General features: G+C 39.1%; 15 protein-coding genes and 2 riboswitches. Of the genes, 2 read left to right on the forward strand and 13 right to left on the reverse strand.

Annotated elements, in window-relative coordinates; all coding sequences use genetic code 11:
• Window positions 1-133: 133 nt before the first annotated feature.
• The 8 genes from J2S17_RS25255 to J2S17_RS25290 all read right to left on the reverse strand — a co-directional run bounded on the left by J2S17_RS25255 (window position 134) and on the right by J2S17_RS25290 (window position 10053).
• The gene (locus J2S17_RS25255; protein WP_307479239.1) at window positions 134-307 is read right to left on the reverse strand and encodes a hypothetical protein; all 174 of its coding nucleotides are present in this window, start codon (window positions 305-307) and stop codon (window positions 134-136) included.
• A gap of 54 nt (window positions 308-361) precedes the next feature.
• A complete protein-coding gene (locus J2S17_RS25260; RefSeq protein WP_307479240.1) occupies window positions 362-1687 on the reverse strand; it encodes an NCS2 family permease in 1326 nt (441 codons plus the stop codon).
• Between the two features lie 128 nt (window positions 1688-1815).
• Window positions 1816-1917: riboswitch (purine riboswitch) on the reverse strand.
• A 91-nt stretch (window positions 1918-2008) separates the two neighbouring features.
• Complete coding sequence (gene guaA / locus J2S17_RS25265) at window positions 2009-3529, reverse strand: glutamine-hydrolyzing GMP synthase (RefSeq protein WP_307479322.1); 1521 nt, start codon at window positions 3527-3529, stop codon at window positions 2009-2011.
• Window positions 3530-3818: 289 nt separating this feature from the next.
• Window positions 3819-3920, reverse strand: a riboswitch (purine riboswitch).
• 83 nt (window positions 3921-4003) lie between these two features.
• Window positions 4004-6196, reverse strand: a complete 2193-nt coding sequence (locus J2S17_RS25270) for a transglutaminase domain-containing protein (protein ID WP_307479242.1) — start codon at window positions 6194-6196, stop codon at window positions 4004-4006.
• Complete coding sequence (locus J2S17_RS25275; RefSeq protein WP_307479243.1) at window positions 6193-7410, reverse strand: DUF58 domain-containing protein; 1218 nt, start codon at window positions 7408-7410, stop codon at window positions 6193-6195. The genes J2S17_RS25270 and J2S17_RS25275 overlap by 4 nt, the downstream gene beginning before the upstream one ends.
• A 1-nt stretch (window position 7411) precedes the next feature.
• On the reverse strand, window positions 7412-8368 hold the full coding sequence (locus J2S17_RS25280; RefSeq protein WP_307479244.1) for an AAA family ATPase: 957 nt from the start codon (window positions 8366-8368) through the stop codon (window positions 7412-7414).
• A gap of 791 nt (window positions 8369-9159) precedes the next feature.
• Window positions 9160-9339 carry a hypothetical protein gene (locus tag J2S17_RS25285; protein ID WP_307479245.1) on the reverse strand — a complete coding sequence of 60 codons (180 nt, stop codon included), beginning with the start codon at window positions 9337-9339 and terminating at the stop codon, window positions 9160-9162.
• Between the two features lie 456 nt (window positions 9340-9795).
• The gene (locus J2S17_RS25290; RefSeq protein ID WP_307479247.1) at window positions 9796-10053 is read right to left on the reverse strand and encodes a hypothetical protein; all 258 of its coding nucleotides are present in this window, start codon (window positions 10051-10053) and stop codon (window positions 9796-9798) included.
• 445 nt (window positions 10054-10498) lie between these two features.
• Here J2S17_RS25290 and J2S17_RS25295 point away from each other — a divergent pair, with 445 nt between their 5' ends.
• The gene (locus J2S17_RS25295) at window positions 10499-11314 is read left to right on the forward strand and encodes a nuclease-related domain-containing protein (RefSeq protein WP_307479249.1); all 816 of its coding nucleotides are present in this window, start codon (window positions 10499-10501) and stop codon (window positions 11312-11314) included.
• A 54-nt stretch (window positions 11315-11368) separates the two neighbouring features.
• On the opposite strand, the gene J2S17_RS25300 is transcribed toward J2S17_RS25295, so the two are convergent.
• A complete protein-coding gene (locus J2S17_RS25300; RefSeq protein WP_307479250.1) occupies window positions 11369-13081 on the reverse strand; it encodes a transglutaminase domain-containing protein in 1713 nt (570 codons plus the stop codon).
• 532 nt (window positions 13082-13613) lie between these two features.
• Window positions 13614-14612: an ABC transporter substrate-binding protein gene (locus J2S17_RS25305; RefSeq protein ID WP_307479251.1), complete on the reverse strand. Its 999-nt coding sequence runs from the start codon at window positions 14610-14612 to the stop codon at window positions 13614-13616.
• A 268-nt stretch (window positions 14613-14880) separates the two neighbouring features.
• Between J2S17_RS25305 and J2S17_RS25310 the strand changes: the two genes are divergently transcribed.
• The gene (locus J2S17_RS25310; RefSeq protein WP_307479259.1) at window positions 14881-15231 is read left to right on the forward strand and encodes a hypothetical protein; all 351 of its coding nucleotides are present in this window, start codon (window positions 14881-14883) and stop codon (window positions 15229-15231) included.
• A gap of 857 nt (window positions 15232-16088) precedes the next feature.
• Here the strand turns inward: J2S17_RS25310 and essA are convergent.
• The 3 genes from essA to essC are packed head-to-tail and all read right to left on the reverse strand — an operon-like array spanning window position 16089 to window position 23882.
• On the reverse strand, window positions 16089-16574 hold the full coding sequence (gene essA / locus J2S17_RS25315; protein WP_307479262.1) for a type VII secretion protein EssA: 486 nt from the start codon (window positions 16572-16574) through the stop codon (window positions 16089-16091).
• Window positions 16561-19410 (reverse strand): type VII secretion protein EsaA, encoded by a 2850-nt coding sequence (gene esaA, locus J2S17_RS25320; RefSeq protein WP_307479264.1) that lies wholly within the window; start codon window positions 19408-19410, stop codon window positions 16561-16563. Before esaA ends, essA begins: the two co-directional genes overlap by 14 nt.
• A complete protein-coding gene (essC, locus tag J2S17_RS25325; protein WP_307479265.1) occupies window positions 19407-23882 on the reverse strand; it encodes a type VII secretion protein EssC in 4476 nt (1491 codons plus the stop codon). The genes esaA and essC overlap by 4 nt, the downstream gene beginning before the upstream one ends.
• Window positions 23883-23903: the final 21 nt, after the last annotated feature.

Raw genomic sequence — 23903 nt, forward strand, 5'->3', positions numbered from 1 at the left:
TTGATTAGCTCGTTTTTGCACTAAAAGTGCGATGCTGATAAATCAGCTTTTTTTGAATTAACGTTGACGTTTTTTGTTCGTTCAGTTTTCAAAGATCAATCTCGTTCGCTTCAGAAGCGACTTTATCAATATATCATTTTAGCAACCTAGTGTCAACAACTTTTTTAATTTCTTTTTTTAAGTTGCCGTCATCAACGACTGCTTTACTATAATAACACCCTCTCACAATGTCGTCAACAACAAATACTACTTTTTCTAAAAAACCTTCATAGTATCTGTTTACCTCAACTAATCTATGATTAAACATAAAAAAGGAAGCCTGCATATATACAGGCTCCCCCCTTCCATTTTAATTTATTTCTTAATGGAAGATTAAATATAGAAGGAATACACAGAAGAAGAAATACATTACAGGATGAACTTCTTTAGCTTTTCCTTTTACGATCATTGTGATTGGGTAGAAAACGAAACCTACCGCAATACCCGTTGCAATACTATAGGATAGAGGCATTGTAATCATTGTGAAGAATGCCGGTACTGCAATTTCAAATTTACTCCAATCAATTTTCCCTAATGAAGAAACCATAAGGATACCTACAATAATTAATGCTGGAGCTGTTACAGCTGGTGTTACAACTTCCAATAGCGGGAAGAAGAACAGTGATAAAAGGAAACATGCTGCTGTAACTAATGCAGCAAAGCCACTTCTTGCACCGGCTGCTACACCTGCTGATGACTCTATAAAAGATGTTACTGTTGATGTACCAAAGATTGAACCAGACATTGAAGCTGTAGCATCTGCAAACAATGCTTTTCCTGCACGCGGCAATTTGTTGTTTTTCACAAATCCTGCTTGGTTTGCAACAGCCATTAGCGTACCTGCGTTATCAAAGAAGTCTACAAATAAGAAAGTTAATATTACACCTAGCATAGCTGTTGTATAGAATGAAGGATCACCGAAAGCTGCGAATAGCGCTCCAAAAGTTGGGGCTACACTTGGTACAGAATCAATAATCTTTTCTGGTGTTCCAATTAAATTAAACACCCATCCAACAAGCATTGTAAGAACCATTCCGAAGAAAATACCAGCTTTAAAGCCTCTTGTCATTAGAATAACTGTTATGATGATTCCAAAGATGGCAAGCAATGTATTAGGATTAGTTAAATCACCAAGCGCTACTAAAGTTGCATCGCTATTGACGATGATTCCTGCTGATTGAAAACCGATAAAAGTGATAAACAAACCGATACCAGCACCTACAGCTAATTTCAATTCAAATGGGATGGCGTTGATTAATTTTTCACGTAATCCCGTTAACGTTAAGATCAAGAAGAAAACACTAGAGATAAAGACTGCAGCAAGTGCATGTGTCCAAGGCATTCCGTTTACTAGAATAACAGTGTAAGCAAAGAAAGCATTCAAGCCAAGGCCAGGAGCTAAACCGATTGGATACTTGGCTATGAGCCCCATAATAATGGAACCGATGGCAGCCGATACTGCGGTGGCTACGAAGACTGCACCGTAGTCCATTCTCATTGCGTCAGGCAGATCTGGTACATCCTGCAGTGTTAATGTCATTGGATTGACGGCCAAAATATAAGCCATTGCTAAAAAAGTTGTAATCCCGCCTATGATTTCGCGGCGGTAATTGGTTCCTAGTTCATCAAACTGGAAATACTTTTTCATTTCTTTTCCCCCTAAAGTTGGCATTAAAAAAACTTCGGCTATTGATACTACCGAAGTCTTGACAACAGGGTCGGAACAAATAACATTAGGATAATAATAAAAAAGAAAAATTGCAAAAACTATCCCTCTGTCAATTGTACATCCCTCGTAGTCAAGCTATTTACGGTAACTTGGTAGATACTTCTGGGCCATATTCCCAAATTTATACGATGATTTCATCTCTATTTAATTTCACTTTTATCTTAGCAGTTAAAAAAGACCTAGTCAATATAAAAAGCGAACATTTCCATGTCCGCTTTTTACCATTGTTCGTGTATTAACTTATTCCCACTCAATTGTTGCTGGTGGCTTGCTTGTAATATCGTAAACCACACGATTGATGTGAGATACTTCATTTACGATTCTTGTTGAGATGATTTCCAGCACATCCCAAGGAATTCTTGCCCAGTCAGATGTCATTCCATCAATGGATGTTACTGCACGGATGCCGATTGTGTAATCGTATGTGCGCGCATCACCCATAACACCTACACTGCGAATGTCAGGAAGAACTGTGAAGTATTGCCATACATCACGCTCTAAACCAGCTTTTGCAATTTCTTCACGTAGAATTGCATCTGATTCACGAACGATTTCTAATTTTTCATCTGAAATTTCACCTAATACACGGATACCCAGTCCTGGACCAGGGAATGGTTGTCTCCAAACGACCTCATCAGGAATGCCTAGCTCAGTTCCTAATGCACGCACTTCGTCTTTAAATAGTGTATTTAAAGGCTCAATTAATTGGAATTGCATATCCTCAGGAAGTCCGCCAACATTGTGGTGGGACTTAATTGTTTGTGCAGTTGCTGTACCGCTCTCGATAATATCAGTATATAGTGTCCCTTGCGCTAAATAATCGATACCTTCAAGCTTTGTAGCTTCATCATCAAATACATAAATGAATTCGTTACCGATAATTTTACGTTTTTGCTCTGGGTCACTAACACCCTTAAGTTTGTTTAAGAAACGATCTTTCGCATCAACTTTAATCACGTTCATGTTGAAGCCTTCTGAGAAAGTTTTCATTACGCCTTCTGCTTCATCTTTACGCAACAGACCATGGTCAACAAAGATACATGTTAACTGATCACCAATTGCTTTGTGGATTAATACAGCCACTACAGAAGAATCTACACCGCCGCTCAATGCGCAAAGTACATTTTTATCTCCAACAGACTTACGGATTTTCTCCATTTCAATTTCAATGAAGTTTTCCATTGACCAGTCACCTTTACATTCGCAAACGCCGAATACAAAGTTTTTCAGCATATCATTACCGTAAACAGAGTGGCGTACCTCTGGATGGAATTGAACGCCGTAAAGCCCGCGTGATTCATCACTAATTGCCGCAACTGGACAAGATGGGTTCGTACCATCAATCGTAAAGCCTTCTGGCGCTTCCACTACCAGGTCACCGTGACTCATCCAAACAATTTGCTCATTCGGAAGCTCTGTAAATAGTTTGGATTGATTTTCTAATTTAAGAACAGCTTTACCATATTCGCGGTGTTTAGCTTGTTCTACTTTACCACCGAAGTGCTTCGTCATTAACTGCATACCATAGCAAATTCCGAAAATAGGCAGACCTAGTTCAAAGATTTCCTCATCACAACTGAATGCATTTTCACCGTATACGCTGTTTGGACCTCCCGAGAAGATGATGCCCTTAGGATTAATCTTTCTAATTTCTTCAGCTGTAATTGTGTGTGGATGCAACTCGCTATACACACCCAACTCCCTGATTCTACGTGTAATCAGCTGATTGTACTGACTCCCAAAGTCAAGTACGATAATCATTTCTTGATCTTGCAATTCTACTTTCCCCGTCACGCTGTTCACCTCATCGACATTTATAGAATGAAAATAACTATTATTTATCTTCCCATTCATAACGTATCTCGAACTGGAAGAATCATTCTTTCATTCACTTCACATTAAAGAATTACCAAGTTTTTTTGTTTTATTCATATCATACCCAGACATATTTTAAACATCCCATAATACAAAAAGACATCATAAAAAAACTAGAGTTCTTCTCCTCCTCAATAAACGTGAAAGCAGAATTCTAGTTTTTCTCATTAGTGCTAATAGAATAATCTGCCTTCATAGTCAGATCATTTGCGGTGATCCGGTAGAGACTTTCGAACCGTATTATCGAGGATATATGAAGGATACTTATATTAAATTTTAAATAATAGCCGCTTACCTAATTAAACTTTAAGCAAGCGGGGGTTCTCATTCAACTATTTTAACAACAGGACATTTTTTTGGTCAAGCTATTGTCGACTTAATTAAATTTTCCCACAATTTCCTCATATCACTCCATGTTCCTTTTTCTAGGGAACCACGGTAAAGGTACTGTTCGTATTTAGCAGTCAGCCTGCTCATATCCCTAGTTGAAAAAGTATGATCAATCACCTTTGCATACTCTCTCAAGGTTTGTCCTTCTCCCCTTGGCAACCCATATCTATCTAGCTCTTCCAAAAGTGTCAAGTATGCTTTAACAAATTGCTTATCATCGTTGGAACGCTTGTACCAAACAACATAAACATAAGGCAGCCATTTTCCACGTTTGTAGTAAAGGAGAGCAATTAGGACAATAATAATCAAGAGAACACCCAGAGAAACCTTCCAATATTTACTTGCTATTTCTTTCGCTTGATTCCACACTTTTTCTAGTGTAAATTCATTCCCTTTTGCAGAGGTGTTGCTTGGATCTTCTAATTCAGGTTTTTTCGGCTCAGTTGGTGTTTGTTCCTGTGTTTGATTATCATCATCTGAAGCTAAATCAAAATTATATTGCACACTATTTGTAAACCCTCGTGTTGGCTCAAAGGAAACCCAGCCTACTTCAGGAAAATACGCTTCTACCCATGAATGAGCATTATTGTTGGTTACTTCATAAGTAGAATTTCCTTCTATCCGCTCACCTTCTGTATATCCCTTAACCCAACGTGTAGGTATTCCGGCAGATCTCGCTAAGACAATCATTGATGTCGAAAAGTTATCACAGTATCCTCGTTGTGTTTCAAATAAAAATTGATCAACATAGTCATCGTCCTCAGCCGGTATCGCAACATTTACCTGGTCATAGATATAACCTTGATTGCTAAAATATCGTTCTATTTCCCTAATTTGATCAAACCAACTATCGCTTCCCTCTACAATTTCAGCAGCTAAGTCTCTGACCCTTTGCGGAAGATCGTCAGGCAGCTGAGTATAGCGGTCATAAAATTCTTTATCCAGCCCATGCTCTTCATTGTTTGCAGCACTTAATGCTGTCACACTATAGCGGGGGCGATCATAATAAACTTCATATTCCGGCAGAAACACTTTATTTCCGCCCTGAAACTTTTGAATTCTTTCAAGAACCGGATTGAGCTCAAATGAAAATTGAGAGTCTCCCTCCACTCTATTTACCCCTAACGGATAAACAATATGCGGATAATCCATGAACACTCTCACAGTGCTCATATGTTCAGTTGTTTCTATATTCTCATTATCAACAAATGACTCTATCGGGACACTGTCCCCTACTCCAAATGGGATTGATTCCTCATCGTCTGGAGTTGAGATCCAGCCCTTTCCCGTATATATATCCTTCGTCTCCACTTTCCAATAATGACGATGCTCCATTTCTGCTTGCATAACCACTTGGTTGTCTGGAAGAAATGGACCGCCTAAAGAAGAATCATCCTCCCCATACCCAATCTTCCGAATACCCGACTTATCATTTACACCACTTCTTTCATTAAAGGAAGTAAAATAAGGAACCGGATCTGGCCAAAGCGGATCAGCCTTAGGTGCGACAAAACCAATCCCGGCACTCGCAATAATAAATGCCGTTAATGGCAGCATCCATTTCCTTGTAAATGACTTGCCTTTTTTAATTCCTTCTTTTTCAAGCTGTCGATAAAAGGCGAGCATACCCATGACAGCAAACCCCGAAATGACTGTTCTTACAATCGCACCGTCTGCCGCATAAGGTGTATAGGTATCAAGTACTGTAATGTAAATCAGTGTCATTAAAAAGAATAAAAATATTTGCCTTCGGTTGATCAGCCAATACTGTATTAAGTAGGTCATTAGCCAAAGGAGAATAAAGAAAAGGAAGCTGCGAAACATGTCTGTAAGTTCAGGCCAGACCCGCTGAATCATAACAGAGAAATTATAGAAGAATTCCTCTATCATGATTGAAAAGGACTGAAATGGTCCGTATGTTTCACTATAGTATAAGAAATACAACGTTAATAAGATAAAACCACTATTCAAGACAAAACGGACAATCCAATGAATGGAAAAGAAGTCCAACATTAGAGCCATCACCAGAAAGAGTATAAACACCCAAGCGTTCGATGTATCTGTTAACTGTTCCACTGGACGGATCCATTCCCATAAAAGAAAAAATCCGAACACATATAATACCAATGTAGAAAGACGGTTATATCCGTTAGGGTTTGTCATCCTCTTTTCACCTCCGAGAATGCCTCAAAAAATCCCTCGTCATGAATCATCTTAATTTTAATTCCTCTAGTTTTTGCCATCTCAATTAAGGAAAGCTCCTTTTTGGTAGGAATCTCCTTTTTCTTTTTCATTAAAAAAAGAGTTACATTTCCTTTCCTAGATGAGTAATAGCTTGCTTTTTCAATGAGAGGCTTCGTCATCTGAGAAGTGATGAGCATCAAATTATAATTTTGCTGTGAAAGAAAGTTTTCAGACTCTAAAACGAGATCAACAGTCACCTTGCTATCATCCTTTACCTTAGCTAAATGATAGAAAATTTGTTGAAGCTGTGCCTCTCCACCTCTGATTGGGAACTCAACCCGCTCGGAGGAAGAGGAAAGAAATCCAGTTTGTGCCCCTTTATGCAGAATCGCTCTTACCAATGATGCGGTAAAGGAAACAACGACTTCAAAACGGCTATCAGGTGCGCAATCCATTAATATAAAAACATCATGAGATTTACGCTGTTCGAATTCCTTCGTCATAATATCATTTCTCTTGGCGGTTGCTTTCCAATTAATCCACGAAAAGCGGTCACCCGGCTGATATTCACGTACACCTGTGGCCATGGAAGTATCTCTTTGCACACGTTCATTGGATGCAGTCATCCCTTGATCATAGTGGTTTTCCTGGGGACGATAGGTCATTTCCTCATACGCAGGGTAAACCAGAATACGGTTCTCTAAAGGAATTTGAACTTCCTTTTCTATTAATCCAAGCGGGTCACCTGTCTTCAATCGTAAATGGTGAAATAAATGCTCCCCTCTAGGCACATTCTTCATGAGATACTGAATCTTTAATTCCTTTTGAAATCCAGGAAACAGCAGTTTTTTCTCACTATTTTGATTCTTTATCAGTCGAAGTTTTTGATCCAGCTCATCTTCAACCACGATAAAAAACAGCGGAAATCCCGTTTGTCTTTTAATCGTTAAAGTCACCTCGACAGATTCACCAGCATTAAATTCATGCTTTGATAACTCTCTTTCGACTTCAAACTTTTGAATCTGATACAAGGAAAGTGCCAAAGCATAAAATCCAAACGGAAGAAAGCTGTAAAAAAGGAACCAGCTAACAAATCCACCTTGAAACATCGCATAAGAAAAGGTAATGACGATAAGTAAATAAAGCAAAATCAATTTCCATATATCTTTTACGAATGCAAAAAAACGCTTCATCTTATTTCACAGCCTTTTGAACCGGGACAGGCGTCCTTGCCAAAATCCGCTCAACGACATTCTCTGCTGTGATTCCTTCAAATTTGGCTTCCGACTTCAATATAATTCTATGGACAAATACAGCAGATGCTAAGTGTTGAACGTCATCAGGCAATACATAATCACGGTTATATATGAATGCATAAGCCTGTGCCGCCTTCATCAACGCAATCGATCCACGCGGGCTTACACCTAAATACACACTTCCATGCGTCCTCGTACTATCTGCTAAATCCACGATATACCGTTTAATCGAATCGTCTACATATACTTCTTTAATTTCTTCTTGCAGTTTCCTTAGCTCCTCTAAATCAATAACTGAATCAATAGTCTCAATCGGAGCTTGCTTCTGTACCCGATTTAACACCTCAATTTCATCCTTAGCACTTGGGTAGCCCATTTTCATCTTCAATAAAAAGCGATCTAATTGTGCTTCCGGCAAAGGATACGTTCCTTCATACTCAATTGGATTTTGCGTCGCCATAACAAAGAAAGGTTTTCCAAGCATATGTGTCACACCATCTATCGTTACACTGCTCTCTTCCATTCCTTCCAGCAGTGCAGATTGTGTTTTTGGGGAAGTCCTGTTAATTTCATCCGCTAAAATAATATTCCCCATAATCGGACCAGGTCTGAATTGGAATTCCATTTCCTTAGGATTATAGATAGACACACCTGTTACATCTGATGGCAATAAATCTGGTGTAAATTGAATACGTCTAAAGTTAGCCCCAATAGACTTTGCTAGCGCTCGTACCATCATCGTCTTCCCCACCCCGGGCACATCTTCAAGCAGTACATGCCCATCCGCAAGTAGAGCGACTATACTCAATTCAGCTACCTGCCTCTTTCCAATCATTACTTTTTCTATATTAACGAGCACCTGCTCAATAGCCGGATGCATCTCTTCTGTCATCATCATTATTTCCCCCTATACTGTCATGGTTTCATATCGCACTGTACACGGTTGCAAAAAACGCCAATAATTGTCCTTCTTCTACTTAATATTCGCTTTTACTTGTCAAAATCCTGTAAATTTCTACAGGGAAGTCGGACTTTTTACATAGAAATTGTTTTTTTTAGCGGGAAAGTTGGTTGATGTTTTAAGGGAGGGGATGTGTCTTCATATTGATGAGGATAGATTGGATTCTCCTCTCTTTACTCGGCTGTTATTCAGGTGAGCGAAGAATACGGCAGTTTCTCCTCACTAGAGTCGGTTATTTTTCTGATGAGCTGCGAATAGATCGGATTCTTCTCTTTACACTCGGCTGTTCTTCAAGTGAGCGGAGAATACGTGAGTTTCTCCGCTCTAGATTCTATTATTCTTCATAGCAGCTGCGAATAGTCCTGATTCTTCTCTTTACACTCGGCTTTTCCTAAAATGAGCGGTGAATACGGCAGTTTTTCCTCACTAGATTCTATTATTCTTCTGGTGAGCGGAGAATAGATCTGATTCTTCTCTCTCCACTCGGCTTTTCCCCAAATGAGTGGTGAATACGGCAGTTTCTCCGCTCTAGACTCTATTATTTTTCTGGTGAGCGGAGAATAGATCTGATTCTTCTCTCCCCACTCGGCTTTTCCCCAAATGAGCGGTGAATACGGCAGTTTCTCCGCTCTAGACTCTATTATTCTTCATAGCAGCTGCGAATAGTCCTGATTCTTCTCTTTACACTCGACTTTTCCCAAAATGAGCGGTGAATACGGCAGTTTCTATGCTTTATACTCTGTTATTTTTCTGGTGAGCGGAGAATAGTCCTGATTCTTCTCTCTCCACTCGATTGTTCCCAAAATGAGCGGTGAATACGGCAGTTTCTCCGCTCTAGACTCTATTATTTTTCTGGTGAGCGGAGAATAGATCTGATTCTTCTCTCTCCACTCGGCTTTTCCCAAAATGAGCGGTGAATACGGCAGTTTCTCCTCTCTAGACTCTATTATTTTTCTGGTGAGCGGAGAATAGATCTGATTCTTCTCTCTCCACTCGGCTTTTCCCCAAATGAGTGGTGAATACGGCAGTTTCTCCGCTCTAGACTCTATTATTCTTCATAGCAGCTGCGAATAGTCCTGATTCTTCTCTTTACACTCGACTTTTTCCAAAATGAGCGGTGAATACGGCAGTTTCTCCTCTCTAGACTCTGTTATTCTTCATGTCAGCTGCGAATAGTCCTGATTCTTCTCTTTACACTCGACTTTTTCCAAAATGAGCGGTGAATACGGCAGTTTCTCCTCTCTAGACTCTGTTATTCTTCATGTCAGCTGCGAATAGTCCTGATTCTTCCCTTTACACTCGACTTTTTCCAAAATGAGTGGTGAATACGGCAGTTTCTCCGCTCTAGACTCTATTATTCTTCATAGCAGCTGCGAATAGTCCTGATTCCTCTCTTTACACTCGACCTTTTCCAAAATGAGCGGTGAATACGGCAGTTTCTCCTCTCTAGACTCTATTATTTTTCTGGTGAGCGGAGAATAGATCTGATTCTTCTCTTTACACTCGGCTTTTCCCAAAATGAGCGGTGAATACGGCAGTTTCTCCTCTCTAGATTCTATTATTCTTCTTGTCAGCTGCGAATAGTCCTGATTCTTCTCTTTACACTCGGCTTTTTCCAAAATGAGCGGTGAATACGGCAGTTTCTATGCTTTATACTCTGTTATTTTTCTGGTGAGCGGAGAATAGTCCTGATTCTTCTCTCTCCACTCGATTGTTCCCAAAATGAGCGGTGAATACGGCAGTTTCTATGCTTTATACTCTGTTATTTTTCTGATGAGCGGAGAATAGATCTGATTCTACTCTCTCCAACCGGCTGTTCTTTAGTTTTACACCGAATAAAACAAATGCTCCCAGTCTCGCACTCTATTTCTTTATTATATTTTGGGGAAAAAATTAGTTTTATTATCCTTGATATTTTGATTTAATATTTCTATGATAAAGGTACTACTCCTTGAAAGGATGATGATAGTGCTAATCATTAAACCCCGTACCAATTCCACTCATTTCTCCATCTTAAAAAGCCTAAGTAAACGGTTGAACTTGTCAGCTCAGGAGCGACGGTATTTGGAAAATCTCAAAAAAGGAGAAGAAGGAGAGGAACGGTGGGAAAGCTTCCTAAATACACTTTCTAATGACGTACTTATTTTATATGATTTAACTTTAGAGCATAACTATACAACTTTTCAAATCGATGCTTTATGTATTTTCCAACAAACAATCATGGCCTTTGAGGTTAAAAATTATGAAGGAGATTTTCAGATCAAAGATGACTTATGGTTTAATTCTTCCGGCAATGAAATCAAAAACCCACTATTACAAGTTAAACGTAGCGAATCCTTACTTAGGCAACTTTGTAAACAATTTAATAATCACCTTACTATTGAGTTTCACCTTCTATTCATCCACCCCGATTTTATGCTCTATCAAGCCCCCTCTGATCAACCTATTATTTTTCAACAACAAATTAATAGATTCATCTATCAAATCAATAATACAACCTCTTCGCTTAATAAAAAGCATCATGAACTTGCGAATCAATTGGTTACTTTAGATAGAAATAGCACTGGCTATGAGCGAAAAATTTCGTACAAGTACGCAGAGTTACAAAAAGGTATTTGGTGCAGAAATTGTGCAGGACAACACATTAATCGAAAAAAAATATTACATTGTGTTCAGTGCGAAAGTCGGGAAGACTTTAATAACTGTGTACTACGTCATGTAAACGAATTAAAAACGCTCTTTCCTGATTATCGGATTACAACTAGACTAGTTTATGACTGGTGCGGGGGAGTAGTTTCTAAATGTACGATACAACGGGTTCTTTGTAGGAACTTCAAGAAAATCGGCGGTTCAAAAAACATCTATTATGTAATAAGTTAAAATTATTATGTTACTCCATACAAAAAGCCAGCTTTTTGAGCTGGCCTTTTTTTGCTAATAAGAAATCCCTGTACGATAATGGGTTTCTTCAAATTTCTCTTTATTTGGTTCAAAATAATCTTCATTATAAGCGGCTACAAATTTATCATCTTCAACATATCCAGAACCCCAAGTCGGATCCATCGTCAGCCATTGTCCGTCAACTTTGGCTTCCAGCCATGCATGTCTTCCGCCAAGCATCCCTCTGCTCAAAACGTCCGAGCCTGCGTTTCCTTCAACGAATCGAGCTTCAATATCACTTGCGCGCAATAGAGCGATAGCAAGATAAGCATAGTCTTGACAAACACCTGTTTTCAGCTCCAGCGCTTTCACTGCACTATCATCCCAATTGAAATCATCATTATTAAATTTATCTACATCATAGGCGATATTTTTTGCGACATACTCATAGATGGCCTTTGTTTTATCTCTTACAGCTTCTTTTCCTGCCGTCACTTCCTTGGCCAAGTCAATTATTTCTTGTGCATCTGATTCCACACCCCGAGAAGGCAGAAGGTCTCTCTTGTCCGCACCTGTCGATTCTACGTTAAACTTTGCCACTCCGAAAAAGCGGAAAGTATCACTGTTTTCCTCTTTTATTTCCGGTACACTAACTGTGACCTCATAGGTACCAGGTCCAAACCTTAAATAAAAGGAATCATCAAACTTAAAGTCTTCAACTGGGATAACATCTAAGGCTTCATCTTCACCCTTTTTCGTCGCAATATATAGATGAGTTGTGTCTGCTCCCCATTTGGCTTCAGAATCGATTGTTCCTTTAATGGTATAAAGCCCATCCGATTCCCCGCCGCCATATCTCGGCTCCTCGAGTGTTACGCCGCGCTCATTATACATATTTGAATACTCTATCGGTTCCATTATCCGAGTGGACTGATTATCGATTAATAATGTTGTCGCTGTTTGATAATAATCTTCCCTCTCTTTATCTGGCACCATCACCTCAAGCTCATGGAGTCCCTCACCATAAAATAATGGGACATCATAATGAAACTGACCATCATTAATTGCCACTACATGATTCCAGCTATCTGACTCCTTTTTGATTCGAATCATCACTGTATCTTTCTCAGTTAAATTTCCTGCATCCCCACTTAAGGAGAATACTTCCTCTGCCTGAACATAACTGGAATCCAAATCCAGCTGCATTTTCGTTTCATAGCCAAAAGGGGTATAAGTCACATCACGTTTTGCTTCTGGGTTCACATTATGAACCTTAAATGAAGCAACATCATAAAAGTAGTTTTCGCTGTCCGTATCCGGGAGCTGCACCATCACTTGATAGGAACCTTCGCCATTAAAAAAATGAATCGGCTGCTTAAACTTCCCATCCTCAATCGGGGTGTAATACTCATGTTCCTTACCCGCTGGTCCACCTTCATCTGCAGACACCTTAATCCATGCATAATCCGACTTCAATTCTGAAAATTTCTCGATTTTCCCTTCGACAGTCACACTGCCATTCACAGCAAACTCGGTATACTCAGGCGACTTTAAGCTTGCCCCAATCTCCTCACTATACGAAGTTAACACTAAAGGCTCTAATTCTAATTCCTTATTCTTGGCTTTTACCAACTTCTCATATTTATCTTCTACCTTGGGCTTCTGCTTCTCCCCTTCGGCCACACTCGTATCACTGCAGCCTGTTAAAAGAAAAAAACTGCAAAATGCAAATAGCATAATAGGAAACAATGAAAATTTTTTTATCATGGGTACCTCCACATAACAAATGATTTCTCTTTTAAAGTACGGTTTCCAAAGTTTTTGAAGTAAATTACGATGGCTAGTGGGATATTTCGAGAAGATTTTGATCAACTCACATCTATTTCTAAGCCTTATCAGTAATACTTACGATTGTGCAGATATATAGTTCCTAAGTCTAAATACCCTTTTTAACAAAAAATAACAGTTAACTCAGAAATTTTGCTTTATTTTATAAAAATCATGATTGTATCTGACCAAAGTAATTAAACTCTTTTATGTATTAACTACCATTTGTTACAAATTACGTCAAATAGACTAGTAGGAATGTCGAATTTTGTCTGTTGTTTTCTTCCTAATTTTATCTCAAACCCAAGATTTTCTGTTGTGCCTTTGGACTTATTTGATGAGAGGTTAATTGTAATTATCCATTCTTTTTCTATTATTTATCCCAAGGGTGAAAACACTAGGTATTTATTCTTGTTTTCCAAAAATAAAATAAGCAAGAGCCTACGTCATAATACTGGCTCTTGCTTATCTCTTACTCTCCTACTATTCTTGCATCCTTAAGCATTTCTTCAGTTAATTGAACTCCTTGAAGTTCTGCGGCTTTCTTATTAACAACAAGCTCAAGGTTCTCTGGGAAACCAACTGGAATGTCACTTGGGCTTTTATCTTTCAAAATATCGACGGCCATTTTCCCTGTAGTGTAGCCTAGATCATGGTATTCGAATCCATATGATGTAAAGGTGCCCCGTTCCACCGAATCACTTTCACCTGCAAACGTCGGGATTTTCTTCTCATTAGCTACATTGATCACTGATTCTAGCGCTGATACTACTGTATTATCCTTTGGAATATAAAATACATCTGCTCTTCCAACAAGGGATTCTGCTGCCTGCTTTACTTCAGAACTTGTAGAAATCGCAGTTTCAACTGATTTCAACCCGAGTTCCTCTATCGCTTTTTTTGCATTCTTTACATTTACAACTGAATTCGGTTCACCGTCATTATAGATAATACCAACTGTTTTCGCATCTGGTACAAAAGTTTTGATGGATGCAATGGTATTCTTTATCGCATCTGGATGTGTGTCTGATGTACCAGTCACATTACCGCCAGGATTTTCCAAACTTTGCACAAGCTCAGCTCCTAATGGATCGGTAATACCAGTAAATAGTACCGGAATATCCTGGGTACTTTGTACAACGGCTTGAGCGCTTGCTGTTGCAATTGCTAGAATCAAGTCATTCTCACTTGAAACCAAGTTTTGCGCGATAGACATATTATTATTCATATCTCCTTGCGCATTTTGATAGTCAATTTTCAAATTCTTTCCTTCTTCATAACCTGCATCTTTCAGCGCTGCGATAAACCCTTCTCTGGCTGCATCCAACGATGGATGTTCAACTACCTGCGTAATGCCGATCTTCACCATCTCTTCTTTCTTCTCTCCGCCACCCGTCTCACTGCTACCTGAACCACACGCAGAAAGCAGCATTAACGAACCGCAAAGAACCCCTGCCAACATTTTTTTCATCCTAAACTCTCCCCACTTTGAGCTGTAAATCAGTTTAAATTTTCTCAATGTTTAGATATTAACACTCTTTTGTGGGTTAAAGCAATACGAAGAGAATAAGGGAGATTACGGAATCGTCAAAAACTAAATAAAAAAACAAGAAACTATCCGTTTTCTAACCTTAACAACACGAGGTTGTTCATTTTCGAGTGAAAAAATTGTAATATCACAATTGAAAATCTCTTAAAAAAATCTAAAACTTCTTGAGATATAATTAACTCACCTTTTGGTGAAAGACAAAGGTGATGTCCTGACCAATTTTGAAGTTTTCTCCCTTTACTTCAAGGGGGATTCTTATCTCATATCACGTGAATTCCGCATTTCAGATGAGAATGTGGAGGATTCTTATCTCAAATCACGTGAATTCCGTTTTTCAGATGAGAATGTGGAGGATTCTTATCTCAAATCACGTGAATTCCGTTTTTCAGATGAGAATGCGGAGGATTCTTATCTCAAATCACGCGATATCCGTTTTTCAGATGAGAATGCGGGGATTCTTATCTCATATCACGCGATATTTGTTTTTCAGATGAGAATGCAGGGGATTCTTATCTCAAATCACGCGAATTCTGTTTTTTAGATGAGAATGCAGGGGATTCTTATCTAAAATCACGCGATATCCGTTTTTCAGATGAGAATGCAGGGGATTCTTATCTCAAATCAAGCGAATTCTGTTTTTTAGATGAAAATGCAGGGGATTCTTATCTCATATCACGTGAATTCCGTTTTTCAGATGAGAATGCAGGGGATTCTTATCTCAAATCACGTGAATTCTGTTTTTCAGATGAGAATGTGGAGGATTCTTATCTCAAATCACGCGATATCCGTTTTTCAGATGAGAATGCGGGGATTCTTATCTCATATCACGCGATATTTGTTTTTCAGATGAGAATGTGGAGGATTCTTATCTCAAATCACGTGAATTCTGTTTTTCAGATGAGAATGCGGGGGATTCTTATCTCATATCACGCGAATTCCGCATTTCAGATGAGAATGTGGAGGATTCTTATCTCAAATCACGTGAATTCCGTTTTTCAGATGAGAATGCGGGGGATTCTTATCTCAAATCACGCGAATTCTGTTTTTTAGATGAGAATGCAAGGTATTCTTATCTCAAATCATGTGAATTCTGTTTTTCAGATGAGAATGTGGGTTAGGGAACAGTTCCTTAAATTCATCCGAGATTGTAATCAGACATTTCTTTAATTAATCGATTGACCGCCTTCTCCTTTTAACCCGTCTTCAAGAGACACAAGTGATTTGACATTTTGCTCTATTTTCTCGAGTTAGGTTTTTAATTGGGATTTCTTCTGCGCCTAATATCATCATTATATTTCACCCCGCAGATTTTTTTTCAAACCTAATGGCTCCTTAATATTATGTATATTAAGCTTTATTCAAGAGAATGAATCCCCCTTTTAAGGGGGATCAACTCCATTATTTTGAACCTTGCGCCATTCTGGGAATGAGAAGCACTAGAATAATGACAACTGCTATTGCCAATATCCCCAAATACAAGGATTGCAATTTAGCATTGCCTTTTCCCTCATCCACTGCTTGATTCTCTTGAAATGATGAAGCCTGATTTGGCTCTTTTGCGAAAAGATCAAGCTGTTCAGCCTGGAGAGCGATTGTTTTCCTATTCTCCCTTTCACTGCTGAAGAGTTCTTCTTTAACCTTCTCATTTGGGTCATAATCCCGCAGTTCGAATTGCAGGCTCTTTTGCTCTTCTGGTACCTGCTTCGTTTGATTAGTTGTGGATTCTTTACGTAAAAATTCTTTATTATCCCTGAACTCTTTATCTTCATATAGATTCGGTACTAACGTTTCTATACTTGGAGTCGCACTTGCTAACGGTGTATGAAACACAATAAAGAGTATCGTCATGGCAAAGATTAAAGCAATAATTTTATGATGCTTCATAGTGCTCTTCATCTTCATTACGATCTGATCTCTTTTTGATTAGGCTGATGACATATGGAACGAATGCAAGTACTAGAATAATAACTAGCATTGTCATAATCGCTGGAATAAATAAAGAGTTGGGCCCATATTGAATGGACATATAAACTTTAGACATCGGATCTTCATAGTCGATATTCGGTACTGTTAACGCAAGCAGCGGACTGATGAAAAAGATGACTAGACCAACGCTTGCAAACCAGCCAACAAGACGGCCAACCGAGAATCCTACTGTAACAACTGCAGACGCTGCTGTTAAAAGGAGAATGGTGAAAATCGTCCATTCAATTGCACTTTGCTCTCCTAATGGATATATATCCAAGCCATAGATACTAATCACTAACCCAACAACCAGGTTTAATAAGATGAACATGGCTCCTTTAACTAATAATGCAGTATTGCTAAAGTAGTAGCTGAAATAGCCGATTAGCAGGCTGCTAATTAATACAATGACTAGCACTACAACTGGAGGCAGTTTTTTATCTTCCTGCTGAGCCGCTACCTGCCCATTTACTTGAAGCGGATTAGATAAATAATCATAGACATGACCATTTTTTTGACCATCCACAAATGTATTGCCTAATACGGAGAAAATATCATTGCGATACATTTCTGTCGTAGAAACATTTTCTGCCCATTTGTCATTCAGATGATCTGCGTCTTGCTGGACGCTCTGTACTTTCGTCTGTAATTCTTCAGTATAGGTCACAACATTATTATGATTTTCTCCCAAACTATTGATGGAATCATTCATTGTTTGCATCCCTTGACTGATGCTTTGCTGATTCGTCACGAGCATGGTGCCATTCGCACCCTCTCCTGCTTGAACAGGTGCTTCTCCTGCAAGCGAGTGCATTTTTTCCCTCACCAACCCAGCACTCTCACTAATGGCATTCAGTTCATCGTTGATTGCATTTTGCTGAGATTCTACATTTTTATTATATTTATCGAAGAATGATGCATTCTCTTCTTGCAACGCTGTCATTTTACTTTCTGCCTCAGGCATTTCTAAGAGCAATTCATCCAGTATCGCCTGTTCTTCTTCCTTAATTCCGAGAATCGGATTTAGACTTGCTACAAATGCCTCTAAATTGGCATCAACATTTAAGCTGTTATTAAGAGCCGTTTCAAAATTTATCATCTTGGAATGATAGTTCATGATTAAGTCTGGCTGCTTGTTAAGTATCGGTTTGCCAAAAGCCGCTCTTAGCATTCGACTTTGATTAGGACCTAAAAGATTGGAGTTCAAGATTTGCGCTTCTTTCTTCTCAATCTCGGCCATGATTGGTTCAAAGCGATTATCAAATAAATCTTGATAGATTTTCTCATAATGCTCCTTTAAACCCAAAATTTCTTCTTGTTTCTCTTCTACTAGTCCTTGCAGGCTTGCAATTTCACTCTGTAATTGATTTACAACGCCTTGTAATGGATTGTCTTGATTTTGAATAATACCTAGGCTTGTCTCAACATCGCCAATTTCTCCTGATAACTCTGCAAGTCTAGAAATTGCAGCAGATAGCTCTGCAATTTCTGGCTCATTAACTCCCCCAATATTATTACTAACATCACCGATTTCTTTAATAATTCCTAAAAGTTTTTCCCTTTCAGCTTTCAACGACAATCCTTGCCCTGGGTCTGTCCCTCCTTCTGCCGGAGGCTCATTGATTACTGGCGCGTTATTGGCAAACACATCTCCAACGGGCTCTTCAGGCGGCTCAGGGTTTACGACTGCTAATTGATCTTTTAATTGAACAATATTTGAAACATATCCTCTTTGGGTTTCTCTATCTGACTGTCTTCTGGAATCAATGAGCGCATCTCGCTGCTTAGCGACCTGTTCTATTCTTACGGCTGTTAATTCAGCCATCGATTGATTATTGTTGGCGAGCTGGGTGCCTAGCATGCTCATGCTCTTGGATAGCTCATCACTTTGCTCCCGCAAATAGGCTCTTAGCTCCATGTAGCGGGGGTTTTGTTGATTGATCGCGTCATTAACCGCTAACATGCTTTCGTCCTGCATCTTTTGCAGAAGCTGCTGCTGATTGTCCTGATATTCCTTATATTGCTCTACGTATTCTACAAATGAATTTAAGCTTTGTTCGAATTGCTTTACATTTTCAGCACTGTTCTCGCCGAATTCCTCATTGGACTTCATGGCTGTCTGTACACCTTCAAGCATGTTCTTCTGCTGTTCGATTTCATTGGCAAGGCTTTGTGAGCTTGGTGAATAAAAGGCATACATCGTATTTTGGAAATCAATTTCTTTTTCTAAAATTCCGTCGAACTTGCTGCGAACGCCTTCTAGATCTTGCGAAACATAGCTCCAATAAAGAGTGGATACTTTGCCATTTACTTTTGCTGTGGCATTTTCAATTTCACGTAATACCTTCTCCCTATTAATGGCATTTAATTGGTCCTGTACCGTAAAGCCAAACTGCGCTTTAACCGGCTGCAGATCCTCATATGTCATAATGCTTTTTGAGAAGTCTGATGGGATATAGATGATCGCATCGAATTTTTTGTTTTTCAGACCATTAACCGCAGCACTGCGGCTTAATACAGTCCATTCATAGGATGACTCATCAGATAGGATTGACGTTACTTCTTTTCCAAAGGCCAACTCTTTTTCTGACTTTTCAGCACCCGTATCTTCATTTACAACGGCAATATTTCTTGTCTCGCTCGATCTGACAAGTAATGGATTATCACCAATTGAACTGAAGAAAAGTGTGGGCGTTCCCAAAACTAATATCATGACCACAATCATCTTAATAATATATTTCGTTTTTTCCGTCATGAAAAAATCTTCCTTTCACTTGTACATAGCGGAATTTTTATTTTAATTTCTTTTCCATTCGTCACATAATAGCCGAAGCCTGGATTGATCTCAGCTTCTTTTCTGTCATATGGCAATGTAAATAAGGTTTGGTCGGATTTCTTCATTAATAATAGAGCTTGACGAATTTGTTTGATCTCTGTTGTTAAAGAGTCGTACCCTTTCGACAGATCATTGCTGCTTCCAGCAGCGATGACATTGAATCCTAGATGACTGTAGTTTCTCATGAGTTTAGCCATTCTTTCTTGCAATTGACTATCCAGCGCCTGAGAGAATCTTGCATAACCATCAATCACGAGCATAATTGGGTCAAATCGGAGAGATATCTTCCCTTGTTGAATACCTTCCATATACTCGGCTTCACGCATGCTTAATCTTTCTTCAGCTTGGGTGATCCACTCTGTGATTTGTTCCTTCGTCTCAATATAGGAGATTCCCTCAACATCAGCATAGCTTGATAACCCCCTATCAAAGGAATCAAATAGACCGACCGTATCTATACCTCGTTCGAGGACTGTATTTAATAGAACCTTTAATACATTTGTTTTTCCTTTTTGTCCTTGTCCCATGACAATACAATGCTTGCTGTTTTCCATATTAATATCAACCGGCTTAACAAATTCTTCGTCCAAACCAATTGGTATGCGCCAATCATCTTGTCTTGCATCGATGAATTGGGTGAAATTCAATGTCGTTAAGTCTGTTGGAAGCATAGGGATTGGTTCAGGACATTGATATCCTTCATATCTTTCCTTGATTGATCGAATATTTTCCTTCACTGAATCCAATACCTCCAGATCATTCCTTCCTTCCGATGGCAGAAATACCTGGGAGAAATAAGCTTCATCTCTTTTGATAATCGCTCTTCCAGGGACTGGCTCCGGGCTGAATTCCGTTCTTCCTAAAATGGAAAAGGCTTCACTATGATCAAGTAAATAGTGAACGACTTTCATCTTTAAATTATTCATCAATGCTTGGCGAATCGAAGTCACCCTCGTAGCAGTCAGAATCATATAAATGCCCAAAGATTGCCCATCGCGGATAAACTGATTGATGAATGGCTCAATATCCTGCATTTCCTCTTTAATAAAGTCATAGTTTTCGACTGCGATAAATATGATTGGCAGCTTTTGTTCGCTTATGCTGTTAAACAGCTTAATGCTGCTGACTTCATATTCCTGCAATAGCTGCTTTCTTCTAGAAATCTCATCTTTTAGGATTCTCATAAACTTCTCTATTTTTCGTTCATCATCCATTGAGAAGAAATCCGCTGTATGTGGGAGCTGCCTTAACGGAAGCAAGGTTCCATTACCGAAATCCATTAAGTAATAATGAACTTCCTCAGGACTATACCGCTCTGCCATACTTAATAGAAGCGTCATGACTGTATAGGACTTCCCATAGCCAGAAGAGCCGAAGATGCCAATGTTTCCACCCTCTATCACATTATAGTGATGCGGCTTTTGACTTTGTTTTTCCGGTTCGTCAATTAAAGCAAAGCTGATTTCATCCTTCTCTATTGAGATATAATCTTTTCTGGACAAACGCTCTCCTAAAGGAGGCAGCCACGGACTGTTGAGTTTATTAATCGCCAGTTCCTTTTGCAATGTTTCAATTCTTCCAACCACTGCTTCAATTTCTGTTATGCTATCCTTTTTCTTGCTATCATTCGCAGTCACATCTGATAAAGGAATCAATCCAAGATCCGTAACAAAAGCGACCTCATCCTCCGCTTCTGAATGATCCTCCAAATATGGCGCACCGCTCCAGGCAGATTGGAAAAGTTCATATACTTCATTATTGCCGACCTGCAAATATCCCCGCCCTGTTACTGTAATTGAGGCAGCATCAGCATTTTTCAATATTTCCTTACTATCATTTGCATCCTGAACCTTCAATGCGACTTTAAAGCGGGCATTACTCCAGATCTGCTCATCAATGACTCCGCCAGGCTTTTGTGTAGCTAGAATAAGATGCACACCCAAGCTCCTCCCGATACGGGCAGCACTTACAAGCTCTCTGATAAATTCTGGTTCTTCACTTTTCAATTCAGCAAACTCATCTGATATAAGGAATAAATGCGGAAGCGGCTCCTCCGCCATCTTGCGCTTATATAATCCAGTGTAGTCATTAATATGATTCACCTTGTACTGGTCAAACAGGCGCTGGCGTCTTTTAAGCTCACTTCTTATCGATGCTAATGCTCTAGCGCTAAAGTTCTTACTGCCTTCTATATTTGTAATCGTCCCTAAAAGATGCGGCATGTTTTTAAAAGGCTGTGCCATGCCTCCCCCCTTATAATCAATTAGCAAAAATGCGACTTCATGGGGGTGGAAGTGAACAGCAAGTGATAATATGTAAGATTGAAGAAATTCGCTTTTCCCCGATCCTGTCGTACCGGCTAAAAGACCATGCGGCCCATGCGCCTTCTCATGAAGGTTTAAATAGACATAGTCCTCTTTACCTTTTAATCCAATTGGCACCGCCAGTGACTTTGCTGATTCTTTTGTAAGCCAATACTCAGCAATAGGCAGCTTCTCTACTTCCTTCACATTCATCATTTCTAAGAAGGACACGCTTTGTGGAATAGAGTTTGTCATACCAATCTGGTGATCCAGTGTTCTTAACATTCTGGCGTAGGGCTCATTGCTATCTTTTTGATGTGCATCCAGTATAAAGGGAATACTGACCGCTTTTTTCTTTTGAATAAGAATGTCGCCTTCATAATCATTAATGTATCTCACAAGGGTATGGATATTATCTGTCAGGTTTTCTTTTGACTCTGCTGCAAAAATAACGGAAATCCCTAAATCAGCATGCTTCCCTTCTAAATACTCTAAAATGACATGATCAGAGATTAACTGCTGGTTCGTAATAATGAAAACAATATGAGGGGAGAATTTAAGCTGTTCCTTGTCCTCCTCCAGATCACGTTCACGAATCAATTCATAGATCGATGATAAGAGTTGATCACGCGTTTGATCATTATATATAAGACCTCTTGCATGCAGGTGCGGCAGTTTAAAGTGCGGCAGCCATTTGACCCATTCCCAATCACGATATTCTTTTTCATCAAAAATAAAGACGAATCTCAAATCATGATAGCTATGGAAAAATGAAAGCTGTCCAATCATTTGATGAATTTCACTTTTCACAACCCGTTCTTTACCAATTAATCCGATTGATCCTTCTGATAAGTTTGCAACGACTGGCACACGGTCAATTTCTTTATATACTTTTTCCAGTAATTGTGATTGTTCGACCAGGTCATCCATCTCTCTATTCGCCATATCACTCGAATTCAAAGCAATTTCATAGCTTGACGGAACCGTTCCAATACCCAATCTGAATTGGAGAAAATCATCGCTTTCAAGGGTGCGTTCCCATATTCTGTCTGAAACCTCATTCGTGAAATACTTCATTCTTTCAAAGGATGGAAAATGGAAGTTTAATACATGTCTTTGTTTTTCAGCAAGCTCTTGCAGTTCCTTGCGCTTATTTTCCAAGTAAAGCGTATAAACCTTATATCTCTTTTCTTTTTTTCGCTTTTGATTGCTTCTATCTTTAAAATACTGAACAGAAGATGTCACAAGTGTCGTCATAAACATGACCATTGTGATAATAATGAAAATGCCTCTTGGCTGAATCAGCGCGACCACACCCATGACAATTAACATGACTAGCGGAGGCATGATAATTAACCATAAGCCTCTGTTCGAAACATCCGCCTCTTGTGATGGAAAGGACAAGGAGACTTTTTCCTCAGGGAGGTCATAGATCATTCTAGGTGTCCGTCGATAGGACGGATATTTCTTTCTCATTACTGATTGAGGAACCGCCATTACTGGAAGATTGATTACACATTCCTCCATACTGATTACTTCAATGACATCATCCTCAATGAACCGAATCATCATAAATGGGATAAACAGCCATTCACCTATCTTTACATGGTTATTCCCTGACTTTCTTTCGCCATTAATATATAGGTCCTGTTTATTAGAGTCTATTAGCCATTCGCCTGTTTCCTTATAGAGAGAAAATGATTGTTTCTCATATAGATCTGTGATAGCTGCTTTCCAAATATGAGCGGTTTGGTCAACAGCAGAAATCCTCACTTCCTGCTGATTTCCAACATAGTAAGTTTCTCTGCTAAGCTCTGAAGAAGTCAGCAGTATTTTTAACGTTTCATTTTGTTGTTTGAGTTCGAGTACCTCACCTTTTACAGCCTGACTAATGATCCGCCCATCTTCTGTGGAAATGACAAAACCATGCTCCACTTCTGTAATGGTTAGAGGACCCTCAGCAAAGGGGAAATTCCGTATAGTCACGGTATGTTTCACATCATTCCCTATTATCAGGCTATCTGACTGGATAGTACTCATATCAATATGCTGATAATATTCATCATAAAATATCCAAAGCATATTCATTTTATCACCTCCTGCTTATAT

This window comes from Cytobacillus purgationiresistens (genome assembly GCF_030813235.1).
Taxonomy (GTDB): Bacteria; Bacillota; Bacilli; order Bacillales; family Cytobacillaceae; genus Cytobacillus; species Cytobacillus purgationiresistens.

Coding starts and splice junctions, on each gene's coding strand:
- J2S17_RS25275 (WP_307479243.1), bottom strand. CDS start 7,410: ATGAAGCGTTTTTTTGCATTCGTAAAAGATATATGGAAATTGATTTTG.
- J2S17_RS25280 (WP_307479244.1), bottom strand. CDS start 8,368: ATGATGACAGAAGAGATGCATCCGGCTATTGAGCAGGTGCTCGTTAAT.
- essA (WP_307479262.1), bottom strand. CDS start 16,574: ATGAAGCATCATAAAATTATTGCTTTAATCTTTGCCATGACGATACTC.
- J2S17_RS25255 (WP_307479239.1), bottom strand. CDS start 307: ATGTTTAATCATAGATTAGTTGAGGTAAACAGATACTATGAAGGTTTT.
- J2S17_RS25270 (WP_307479242.1), bottom strand. CDS start 6,196: ATGACAAACCCTAACGGATATAACCGTCTTTCTACATTGGTATTATAT.
- essC (WP_307479265.1), bottom strand. CDS start 23,882: ATGAATATGCTTTGGATATTTTATGATGAATATTATCAGCATATTGAT.
- guaA (WP_307479322.1), bottom strand. CDS start 3,529: ATGATTATCGTACTTGACTTTGGGAGTCAGTACAATCAGCTGATTACA.
- esaA (WP_307479264.1), bottom strand. CDS start 19,410: ATGACGGAAAAAACGAAATATATTATTAAGATGATTGTGGTCATGATA.
- J2S17_RS25300 (WP_307479250.1), bottom strand. CDS start 13,081: ATGATAAAAAAATTTTCATTGTTTCCTATTATGCTATTTGCATTTTGC.
- J2S17_RS25260 (WP_307479240.1), bottom strand. CDS start 1,687: ATGAAAAAGTATTTCCAGTTTGATGAACTAGGAACCAATTACCGCCGC.
- J2S17_RS25305 (WP_307479251.1), bottom strand. CDS start 14,612: ATGAAAAAAATGTTGGCAGGGGTTCTTTGCGGTTCGTTAATGCTGCTT.